At 71.2% G+C, this 11206-nt stretch carries 7 protein-coding genes (1 of these 7 only partly in view); 3 read left to right on the plus strand and 4 right to left on the minus strand.

Features of this window, described 5'->3' with window-relative positions:
• Positions 1–23 precede the first annotated feature (23 nt).
• Genes AC27L4_RS06675 through AC27L4_RS06690 form a run of 4 tightly spaced genes read right to left on the minus strand, consistent with a single transcriptional unit; the run spans position 24 to position 5630 of the window.
• On the minus strand, positions 24–1934 hold the full coding sequence (locus AC27L4_RS06675) for a glycosyltransferase (RefSeq protein WP_487141289.1): 1911 nt from the start codon (positions 1932–1934) through the stop codon (positions 24–26).
• A complete protein-coding gene (locus AC27L4_RS06680) occupies positions 1931–3076 on the minus strand; it encodes a glycosyltransferase family 4 protein (RefSeq protein WP_487141290.1) in 1146 nt (381 codons plus the stop codon). Before AC27L4_RS06680 ends, AC27L4_RS06675 begins: the two co-directional genes overlap by 4 nt.
• Positions 3076–4347, minus strand: coding sequence for a glycosyltransferase (locus tag AC27L4_RS06685; RefSeq protein ID WP_487141291.1), 1272 nt, complete (start codon positions 4345–4347; stop codon positions 3076–3078). Before AC27L4_RS06685 ends, AC27L4_RS06680 begins: the two co-directional genes overlap by 1 nt.
• On the minus strand, positions 4344–5630 hold the full coding sequence (locus tag AC27L4_RS06690) for a glycosyltransferase family protein (protein WP_487141292.1): 1287 nt from the start codon (positions 5628–5630) through the stop codon (positions 4344–4346). The genes AC27L4_RS06685 and AC27L4_RS06690 overlap by 4 nt, the downstream gene beginning before the upstream one ends.
• 792 nt (positions 5631–6422) lie before the next feature.
• Between AC27L4_RS06690 and AC27L4_RS06695 the strand changes: the two genes are divergently transcribed.
• From AC27L4_RS06695 to AC27L4_RS06705, 3 genes are all read left to right on the plus strand, one after another.
• Entirely contained in the window at positions 6423–9098 is a 2676-nt protein-coding gene (locus AC27L4_RS06695; RefSeq protein WP_487141293.1) for an ABC transporter transmembrane domain-containing protein, read from the plus strand.
• Positions 9099–9138: 40 nt separating this feature from the next.
• On the plus strand, positions 9139–9585 hold the full coding sequence (locus AC27L4_RS06700; RefSeq protein WP_487141294.1) for a cyclic nucleotide-binding domain-containing protein: 447 nt from the start codon (positions 9139–9141) through the stop codon (positions 9583–9585).
• Positions 9586–9659: 74 nt separating this feature from the next.
• On the plus strand, positions 9660–11206 hold the 5' portion of the coding sequence (locus tag AC27L4_RS06705; RefSeq protein WP_487141295.1) for an adenylate/guanylate cyclase domain-containing protein. 130 nt of this gene lie beyond the right edge of the window; 1547 of the gene's 1677 nt are visible here — the first part of the coding sequence; its start codon is at positions 9660–9662; the stop codon falls past the right edge of the window.

Genomic DNA, 11206 nt, shown 5'->3' on the forward strand with positions numbered 1-11206 from the left:
GATGATCCAGCGTCTTCTCCGGTTCACCGCCGGACGAACACATCCGACGCCGAGGCCCAGTGCACGGCGGGACTGGCGGCTAGGCGCGCCAGCAGGCGGTCGATGAAGCCCCACACCCAGGCATCATGCACCAGATGATGTGTCAGTATGCCGACGGGCTCGCTGCTTGCCTCGCCTGCCAGGCGCTCGACATGGCCGGCGAGCCCGGCGATAAGCCCGGCCTCGTCGGCGAGGCCGCGCCCGCCCTTCCAGTCGATCGGATCGAGATGGGTGTTGACCACGGCGAGATCCGCTCCCAGCCGCGTCGCGGTTCGCGCCCCGTAGGTCGACAGGCCGGCGAAGCCGAGCCCGGCCAGGCGCGGCACCAGCGAGGGGTCGATGCGGTTCCAGGGCGGCACCAGCACCGGCAGGCAGCGGGCACCGAACAGCCCGGCGAGCCGCGCCAGCGCTTCACCGAGCTCGGCTTCGACCGCGGCGATGCCGCGATGGCCGAGCTCCTGCTTCTTCGCGCCCGGCGGCGCATGGTTGCGGTGACGGAAGCCATGCACCAGCACGCTCGCCAGCGGCTCCCGCGCGAGCCGCTCGGCCAGGGCCGGCTGCGCCTCGGCCGGGATGACCGCCAGGGCGAGAGGAACAGCGTGCCGGCGGGCCAGCGCCAGCAGCCGGTCCAGCGCCTCTCCCGGCGCCGTCGCGTCGTCGTCGCGCCACCAGAGGCGGATCGTCCGCCGCGCGGCCTCCGCCCCGGCGAGCGCCCGGTCGAGCCGCTCCCAGGCGGATGCCCGTTCGTCCCGGCGGCGGGCCTGGTCCTCGATGGCGCGGACGCTGCCGGCGACGCCATCGAGATCGAGCGCCGCGGCCCGGGGACGCGGCCTGGCCAGCGCCGATGCCACCGCCCGGGCCAGGCTCGCCGGCGTCAATCCGGCTTCCGGCACGATCTCGGCCGCGCCGCTGGCGGCGAAGCGCTCGGCGCGCAGGCGCTGCTCGGCTTCGTTGCCGCGCTCGAACGGCACCAGCACCGAACGCGCCCGCGCGACCGCCAGCTCGATCATGGTGTTGTAGCCGGCCTGGCTGACCGAGACCGCCGCACCGGCGAGAAGCGCCGGGAAGTCCGGCCGCGCCCGCTCCACCGTCACCCCCTCGCCGGCCCGCGCCGCCAGGGCCTCGAAGATCGCGTCCGGGACACCGTGACCGACCAGCACTCGCCAGGCCTGCGGCTGCGCCAGCAGGCCGGCCGCTTCGACGGCGGCCTCGAACAGCGGCAGGCCGGCCGCGCTGCCGCCGCCCGAGACCAGGATCTCGCCGCCGTCTTCCGGCTGGGTGTCAACGGCAGGCGCGCCGGCGTCGCCGATGTAGCCGGTATAGGTCAGCCGCCCTTCGAGCCCGGCGCCGACCGGCCAGGAAGCGGAAAGCGGCGTCACCGCCGCATCGCCATGCACCAGCACGCCGTCATAGAAGCGCCCGAGGCGTTCCAGCGCTTCGTCTGCGCGCCCGGGCTTGGACGGCGGGTTGAGGATGTCGCGGATCGAGGCCAGGATCGCCGGCGGCCGCGGCCGCGCCCGGGCCGCCTCCAGCAGCGCCAGGAACTCCGCCGCCAGTTGCCGCCGCCCGAACGGAAAGGTCTCGGTGACGACGACATCCGGATCGGCGCGGGCGAAGGCCGCGAGCAGCCCGTCGATGCGAGCCCGGAGCAGGTCGGCGCCGGCCAGCTCGCCGTCATCGGCGAACAGCGTCCGGAAATCGACGCCGCGGCAATGCACCGCCGGCAGTTGCACCCAGTCGAGCCCGTCCCGCGGCACCAGCGGCGCGGTCCTGCCGCCGCTCGCCAGGGTGACGCGGTGCCCGGCCGCAGCCAGGCCTCGCCCCAGCGCCGCGGCGCGGGTCAGGTGGCCGACGCCCAGGAGATGCGTCACCACGATCAGGACGGACAGCCTCATGACGCCTCCCGCCGGTGCGCCAGCAGGTCGCGCAGCATCGCGCCGCAGGTCGCTGCCGCGCTGTCGAGGGAGCGCTCGGCACAGACGAAGGCCCGGGCCGCGGCCCCGAGCCGCCGGCGCAGGCCGGCGTCGGCCGCCAGCCGGTCGATGCCGGCTGCGAAGGCCGAAGCGCTGCCGGGCTCGGCCAGCAGCCCGGTTTCGCCGTGCCGCACCACCGCGCCGACGCCGCCGAACCGGCCGGCCACCGCCGGCAGGCCGTGCAGCGCGGCCTCCAGGAACACCATGCCGAAAGCTTCGTTCACCGCCGGCCAGAGCAGCAGGTCGGCACCGGCATAGAGCCGGCCGAGGTCGCCGCGCTCCTCGACCAGGCCGAGAAGGCGGACGCGCTCGCCGAAGGGCGCGAACAGCGCCTCGACCTCGGCTCGCCGCGGTCCGTCCCCGACGATGTCGAGCCGCCAGTCCGGCGTGGCGCGGCCGGCGAGCGCCTCGGCCAGCAGGCGGTAGGAGGCGAGCTTGTCGCCGGCGCGCATCATCGCCACGGCGAGGAAGCGCAGCGGCCTGCCGTCCGGCAGGCGCGGCCTGTCCTCCAGCGTCGCGCGCCAGTCCTCCGGGTCGAGGAAGGGCTCCAGCGTCTCCAGCCGCTGCCCGGGCGGCCGGGCGGCTTCGAGCGCCGGCCGGTCCTTCGGATTGAGGATGAGGATGAGGTCGGCGGCATCGAGCGCCGCCTCGGCCTGGCCGTGGCCGACGGCCCAGGCCCCCTCGCCGCGCCGGGGCGACCGCGACCCCTCCGCCACCACATAGGGGATGGCCAGGGCCCGTGCGACGCGCGGCCCGACCAGATCCGGCGCCTTGTAATAGACGTGGTAGGTGAACCAGAGGGCCGGCCTCTCCCCGGCGGGACGCTCCCGATAGGCCGAGACGAGGCGCGCCGCTTCCCGGTCGGCCTCGACGATCAGCGCGATGGCCCGCAGCGGATCCCCTGCGCCGTCGAAGCTGCGCAACTCGGAGGCGACCTCCGGCCGGCCGCCGCCACGTTCGATCAGCCGCAGCATCAGCCGCGCCATCTCCCGGTCGCCGGACGGCGTGGCATGGCCGGGCGGCTTCAGCGGCGCATAGAAGGCGACGGGAAAGGGCGAGGCCATCAGGCGGCGCGCGCCAGCGTCGCGTCGAACTTGGCGACCAGCTCGGCGATGCCTCGTTCGAACGAGAAGGCGCTCCGGAGCCGGGCATGGGCGGCGGCGCCGAGCGCGGCGCGGCGGGCCGGGTCGCGGATCAGCGCCTCCAGCGCCGACGCCAGGGCGGCGATGTCGGCCGGCGGCACCAGGACGCCGTCGACCTCCTCGCGCACGAATTCCGGCACCCCGGCAAAGCGCGTCGACAGGATCGGCAGGGCCTGGGTCGCCGCTTCCATGATCACGTTGGGCAGCCCGTCGCGGTCGCCCGCCTCGCCTTCCTTGCAAGGCAGGACGAAGAGGTCGGCGTCCCGCAGCGCCTCGATCACGTCGTGCTGCGGCAGGCTGCCGCTCCAGACGATCCGCTCGGCAAGGCCCAGCCGCCCGGCCTGCTGCTTCAGGCCCGGCAGCAACTCGCCGGAGCCGACATGGGTGAAGCGCCAGTTGAGATCGGCCGGCAGCCGCGCCAGCGCCTCGAGCAGGTCGTCGAAGCCCTTCTTGGCCACGGCCCGGCCGACGGCGACGATGCGCACGGGCTGGCCGGGGTCCCGGCCATCGGCCGGCGGCCGCGACGACGGCGGCTCGGGGAAGCGGGCAAGGTCGAGCCCGTGATAGACCAGCGAGACCTTGGCCGGCCGGTCCTGCGGCGACAGCCGCCGCAGCTCGTCGGCGCCGACGCAGGTGCAGGTGACGCCCCAGGCGCTGTCGGCGATCTTCTCGCGCTTCTCCCAGTCCTGCGTCGTCCAGATGTCCTTGGCATGGGCCGAGAAGCTGAAGGTGCGGCCGGTCAGCAGCGCGGCGTAGCGGGCGACCGAAGCGGGCGTGTGCAGGAAATGCACGTGGATATGGGCGACGTCCTCGTCCAGCTCGCGCGCGAGGACCAGGGCCTGGCCGAGGCGCCGGCCGCGATTAGCGGTCGGATCGCGCCTGAGATCGCGCCAGAACGTCGCCAGCATCTGGCGCAGCCGCGGTCGGCGCAGGGCGGCGATGGCCCCCTTCAGCACCCGGATCGGCGCCCGGTAGAGATATTCCGGCAGGTAGTGCACGGGCGCGGCGATGCGCAGGTGCAGCTCGTGCACCGCCTTGTCGGTCGGGCGGCGCAGCGACCAGATCTCGAGCGGCAGGCCGGCCTGCTCCAGCGCCAGCAGTTCCTGGGCGATGAAGGTCTCCGACAGGCGCGGATAGCCCTTCACCACCACTGCGATCCGCGAGGCCGAGGCGACCGGAGCCCCAGGCGTCATTCGCCCGCCGCCTTGCCGAGCACCTCGACCGGCGCCATGCGCCCGCCCGCCTCGAACCACGGCGTCGTCAGCCGCTCGATCTGCACCAGGCCGTCGAGCAGGTGCGGCAGGAACGCCTTGGACGGCAGCGGCTGGTCGGACAGGGCGTGGATGGCCCGCGCCATCTCCATCGGGTCGCGCGCCGCGTCCGGATCGAGGTTGGCGCCGTCGAGCTGGCGCAGCAGGCCGAGGCGGGCGGCACGCTCTGCCCGGATCGACTGTTCGAGGCGCGGTGTCTTGCGCGGCACGATCAGGGCGCGCTTGTCGAGCGACAGGATCTCGCAGAACGTGTTGTAGCCGCCCATCGAGATCACCGAGGTCGCCCGGCTCATCAGGTGCTCGATCTTGGCATCGAAGCTGATGGCGTCGACATTGGCCAGGCGCGACACCCGTTCCAGGAACCGGCCGCGCTTGTCGCGGGCGACGAACGGGCCGAACACGATCAGCGCCGGCGTCGGGATGCTCGGATCGGTCTCGTAGGCCGACAGGACCCAGTCGATCAGCTCATGGCCGTCGCCGCCGCCGCCGGTGGTCACCAGCACGAAGGGGCCCTTGGTGAGCTTGGGATAGCGAACCAGGCCCGGCTGCGGCGGCACCTCGCGGCGGAGATAGCCGGTGTAGACGATGCGCCGCATCATGCTGTCGGGCAGGGGCAGCCCGGCCAGCGGCTCGTAGATCTCGCTGAGGCCGTAGACCCAGACGTCGTCGTAATAGCGGATCAGGGCGTCGACCGCGCCCTTGCGCTCCCATTCCGGCACCAGCACCGACGGGTCGTCCATCACGTCGCGGATGCCCAGGACGATGCGTGCGCCCTGCGACCGCATCTCCTCGAGCGCCGGCAGGAGCTCGCCGCGAAAGCCGGTCGGCTCCTTGTCGACGATGACGAGGTCCGGCCGCAGCGTCCGCGCCGTCTGCAGGATGATCGCCTCGCGCATCGCCACCGCCTCGTCGAGCGGCAGGTTGAGGCTGAGGGTGGTGTAGTCGCCGTTCGGCAGCTTCACCACGCCGGGCACCCGCACATAGTCGACGCCGTCGCCGAACTCGAAGCTGCCGATGATCGGCGATCCGGAGATAATGACGACCGATGCGCTCGGATTGGCCTGCACCAGCCGGTTGGCGATGGCGCGCGACCGACGCAGATGTCCGAGACCGAAGGTGTCGTGGCTGTAGATCAGCACGCGCGGCGGGCGACGCTCACGCTGCCCATGGCGAGCCCCCCCTCCTCCGCTGAGATAGTGCAACATGCCTCAATGATCTCCGAAGTGTCGCACCGGGTCGAGCAAACGCTTGTCTGTTGGGTCGATAAGGTGGGCGGTCAGGCCGCGCCGGGCAAGCCGGGCGCAACGGGACCGGGTCGCCCCGGCCATGCCGCGGCGTTCCGGCGGTTCCAGGCCGGCTTCCGGTCTCCCGTGGCCGGGTCGGACAGGATGCGCCACGCCGCCTGCGGGAGGGAAGCGCCTGCGCAACGTGGACGAGTGCGGTCGGACTGTACCGTCACGTGAGGCCCCGACATTCCAGCAAGGGCCACCGGCCCACCGTGCCTGCGCACGGCGGACGGGCAAGCCGTCCGCCGTGCGCAGCGTCTCCCATGATAGCGTCCCGCTCCGGGCGGGACAATCGGCCATTGCGGCGAGCCGGGCAAAGGTGATGCCGGAAAGCCACAAGCTCCGCCTTTGCCCCGGGACCGGGTGACGGAATCATGACGGCAGAGCCAGCGATTTCCGGCATTTGTGTGATAATGCCCGGGGCACTCGACCTCGCCCCGGGGTGAGATCGGCGTTGACGAACGGGATGCACGATCATACCTGCGGAGGACCATGTCGATGGCCTTGCGGATCGTGCCTCCCGGCGGATTTCGATGAGTGGAGCGTAGCGTCGGCGATCTTGTCCCGGCGGGTGGGAGGGGCGGTCGGCGCGGCGTTCGAAGCGGTCCCCCACGAACCAAGCCCCCGGCCGTTCGCGGAAGGATCGCGCCGGAAGGCGGGACGGGCTGCGGCTGCCCTTCCCGCCATGGATAGCGCCGCCGGGCACGCCCCTTGGACTCCAGCCTCTTTCGCTACATCTGGAAGAACAGCCGCCGCGAGCAGATCTTCCTGCTGCTGGTCATTCTTGCCTCGCTGCCCTTCTACTGGATCTCGCTGGAGGTCCCCAAGCAGATCGTCAACGACGCCATCCAGGGCCGAGCCTTCACCAACAAGTCCACGGCAGTGCTGCTGGAATGGACCGTCTCGGTGCCGGGCTTCCTCGGCGGCGGCAAGCTCACCCTGTTCAGGGGCCTTGAGCTGGAGCAGCTGCCCTTCCTGCTCGGGCTGAGCCTGTGGTTCCTGGTGCTGGTCCTGATCAACGGCGCCTTCAAATACTATATCAACATCCGCAAGGGCATCCTGGGCGAGCGCATGCTGCGGCGCATGCGCTTCGACCTGTTCGCGCTGCTGATGCGCTTCCGCCCCGAGGACGTGGCGGTGGTCAAGCCGGCCGAGGTGGCCAGCATGATCAAGGACGAGGTCGAGCCGATCGGCGGCTTCATCGGCGACGCCTTCATCCAGCCGGTGTTCCTGGCCAGCCAGGCGGCGACGGCGCTGCTGTTCATCATGGTCCAGAGCTTCTGGATGGGCCTGGCCGCCGCGGTCGTCGTCCTCGTCCAGGCGATCATCATTCCGATCCTGCGGCGCGAGCAGCTGCGCCTCGGCCGCGAGCGCCAGCTGGCTTCGCGCCAGCTCGCCGGACGCATCGGCGAGGTGGTGGAGACGGCGCCGTCCGTGCACAGCTACGGCGCCTCGCCCTATGTCGAAGCCGAGATCGGCGACCGGCTCGGCCATCTCTTCACCATCCGCGCCGACCTGTTCCGCCGCAAGTTCGCGGTCAAGTTCCTCAACAACCTGCTGGCCCAGGTGACGCCGTTCATCTTCTACGCCGTCGGCGGCTATTTCGCGCTGAAGCAGCAGCTCGACATCGGCCAGCTCGTCGCGGTCATCGCCGCCTATCGCGACCTGCCGCCGCCGATCAAGGACCTGATCGACTGGGACCAGCAGCGCCAGGACGTGGCGATCAAATATGAGCAGGTGGCGGCGCAGTTCTCGCCGCCGCAGCTGCTGCCGGACAACGGCCAGGCGTCGGACGAGCCCCCGCCGGCCGCCGATGCGCCGATCGATATCGCCGGCCTTGTCGTCGCCGACGCCCGCGGCACCGCCCTGCTCGACCGCCTGAATGTCGTCATCGAACGCCCGGCGCTGGTCGCCCTGGTCGGCGAGGCCGGCGGCAGCCGCGACGTGTTCGCCCGCGTCCTCGGCCGCCAGATCCTCGCCTACCAGGGCTCGGTGCGGATCGGCCATGTCGAGATGTCCACCTTCTCCGACAGCACGCTGAGCCGCTTCCTGACCTTCCTCGGCCCGGATCCGGCCCTGCACCCGACGTCGATCCGCGACAACCTGCTGTTCTCGGTGCGCCGGCGTGCGCCCAGCCTCGACGACCGCGACGTCGACGAGAGCGAGCGCCGCCGCCGCCAGGAGGCGCGCCGGTCCGGCAACCCGCTGGTCTCGGCCGATGCCGACTGGATCGACTACGAGGCCATGCACATCCGCCTCGCCGGGGACATCGACGCCGCGCTGCTGCAGGCGCTCGGGGTGGCGGGCGCGCTGGAAGATGTCTATCGCCTCGGCGTCCTCGGGCGCTTCGACCGCGACCAGCCGCCGGAAGTGTTCGACCGCTTCGTCGAGGCCCGTCGCGAAATCCGGGCCCGCATGCGCGAGAAGGGCTTGTCCAACCTGGTCGAACCCTTCGATCCCGCGCGCTACAACATGAGCGCGCCGGTGGGCGAGAACCTGCTGTTCGGCGTCGCCGTCGGCACCCGGCTGGCCCAGGATGGGCTGGCCAGCGACCCGTTCATGCGCTCCATCCTCGAGGCCGAGGCGCTGCTGGAGCCGCTGATCGACATCGGGCTCAGGCTGGCGGACATGGCGGTGGAGACCTTCGTCGGCCTGCCGCCGGAACATCCGGTGTTCGAGCGCTACTCCGTGATCCAGCCGAGCGACCTCGATCGCTACAAGGAGATCGTCGATTCCGTCCGCGCGCGCGGCAGCGCCGCCGGCCTGTCCGCCTCCGCCCGCAGCAAGCTCCTCGCCGTCGGGCTCGCCTATGTCGAGCCGCGCCACCGCCTGGGCCTGATCGACACGCCGTTCACGCTGCGCGTGCTGCGCGCCCGCGCCAGCTTCCGCCGCTACCTGCCGATCCACTATGCCGGCGCCGTCGAATTCTACGACCCCGACCGCTACATGCGCGCCGCCCCGCTCAGCGACAACATCCTGTTCGGGCGCATCGCCTACGGCGTCGCCAACGCCCAGCCCAAGATCATCACCATCGCCCGGGCCGTCCTGAACGAGCTCGGGCTCGACCCCTTCATCTACGGCCTCGGCCTCGATTTCGAGGTCGGCCGCGCCGGCAAGCTGCTGCAGCCGGCCCAGCGCACCCGCATCGCCGTGGCACGGGCGCTGATCGGCCACCCCGACATCCTGGTCATGGAGAACGCGCTCGGAGCCCTGCCGGCGGCGGAGGCGGACGCCATGATGGCGCGGCTGCAGACCGAGTTCCAGGGTCGCACGCTGATCGCGACGGTCGCGACAAATGCGCCCATCCACGGATTCAGCCGCGTGATTCGTTTCCAGGGCGCCCGCATCGTCGCCCGGGAGGTTGAAGAACCCGCGCTTTCATCATAGATTTGCCTCAGTTCCGCCAATCCGCCGACGGAGGGCCCGCATGGATCTCGACACGGAAGTGAGAACCATCCGTAGCGCACCGATCTTCGAGGGGCTCTGCGCCTCGAAGACCCGTCTCCTTTGCTGCATGAGCGAGCAGCAGGCCTTTGACGCGGGCGAATATATCTGCCGACACGGCGAGCCCTCCGATGCCGCCTACCTCATCCTCTCCGGCGAGGTCGAGTTCGTCGTCGACACGCCCACCGGCCTCACCATCCTCGGACGCCAGGGCAAGGGCACCATCTTCGGCGAGGTCGGCCTGCTGTGCGACCGCGACCGCTTCGCCTCGGTGCGGGCGGTCACGCCGCTCTCGGTGATGCGCATCAACAAGGAATCCCTGCTGCAGCTGATGCAGGACAATGCCGAATTCTCCATGTCGATCGCCCGGGAGCTGGCGCACCGCGTGCTGCGGCTGGCCGAGCGGGCCGGCAACGAGATCACCCATTAGGGCGTGGCGCCCGGGGCCAATCCTGTGTCATCAGTCCGATGAGCGATAGCGGCCAGCCGCCCGCGACGCCGCGGATGATCGACGCCCTCACCAAGCATTGGGCGTGGGAGCGCGAGGCGCGCCTGGGGGCGGGCATCGTGCTGTTCGTCTTCGTGACGATGCATCTGCTCAACCATGCGCTCGGCGTCTTCGGCGTCGCGGTGATGGAAGCTGTGCAAAGGCCACGCATGGCGCTGTGGCAGTCGGTGCCCGGCACCCTCCTGCTCTACGGCGCCTTCTTCGTGCACATCGTCCTGGCCCTCAAGCGCATGGCGCGGCGGCGCTTCTCGCGCCTGCCTCCGGACGAGGCGCTGCAGATCGCCCTCGGGGTGCTCATTCCCTTCCTGATCATCGACCATGTCGTCGGCACCCGCGGCCAGTCGCTGCTGGGTTATCCCCAGGACTATCGCAACGTGCTGCTGCGGCTGTGGGGCGACCCCGCCATCAAGCAGACGGCCCTGGTCATCTGCGCCTGGACCCATGGCTGCATCGGCATCGGCCAGACCTTCCGCGGCCGCAGCTGGTATGTCCGCTGGCGCGACCCGCTGATGGTCTTCGCCGGGCTGCTGCCGCTGCTCGCCCTGGCCGGCTTCGTCTCGGCGGCCCGCGAGGTCGAGGGCATGGCCCTGCAGACCCGGCCGTTGACCCGCGCCGACTATTTCGAGCTGCTCGGCGCCATCCGCTGGTCCCTCGCCATCTTCATCGCCGGGCTGCTTTCCGTCCTGGCGATCGTGTTGTGGCGGATCATGGAGCGCCACCGCTCCGGCCTGATCACCATCAAATATATCGGCCACGGCTCCGTCCAGATCGGCCGCGGCACGACCGTGCTGGAAGCCAGCCGCATCAACGGCATCCCCCATCCGGCGATCTGCGGCGGCCGCGGCCGCTGCTCGACCTGCCGGGTCGCCGTCATCGCCGGCGTCGACGACCTGCCGTCGCTCGGACCGACCGAGCGGGCGATGCTGCAGCGCATCTCCGCCCCGCCCAATGTGCGCCTGGGCTGCCAGTTGCGACCGACGAGCAACCTGGCGGTGCAGATCCTGCTGCCGATCCTGCCGACCGGCGGGCGTCTGACCGCCAAGGACGAGGCCTATCGCTGGGGCGTCGAGCGCAATGTCACCGTGCTGTTCGTCGACATACGCGCCTTCAACACGCTCGCCCGCAAGCAGTTGCCCTACGATCTCGTGCTGCTGCTCAACCGCTTCATCGGCGAGATGACGCAGGCCGCCACCGCCCATGGCGGCCGGGTCGATTCCTTCATGGCCGACGGACTGATGGCGATCTTCGGCCTGGGCTCGACCGCCGACGCCGGCGCCAGGGAGGCCGTGCTGGCGGCACGGGCGATGATGAAGGTGGTCGAAGGCCTCAACCGCGAGTTCGGCGCGGCGCTGCCGATCCCGCTGCGGGTCGGCATCGGCATCCATACCGGCCCGGCCATCATCGCCCAGATCGGCGACGCCGAGCACGGCGTCATGATGACGGCGCTCGGCGAGACGGTGACGATCGCCAGCCGCCTGGAGAGCGCCACCAAGGACTATCTGACCGATGTGCTGGTGTCGGCCCAGACCGCCAAGGCGTCCGG

It is taken from the genome of Labrys sp. Lb11 (assembly GCF_057554225.1).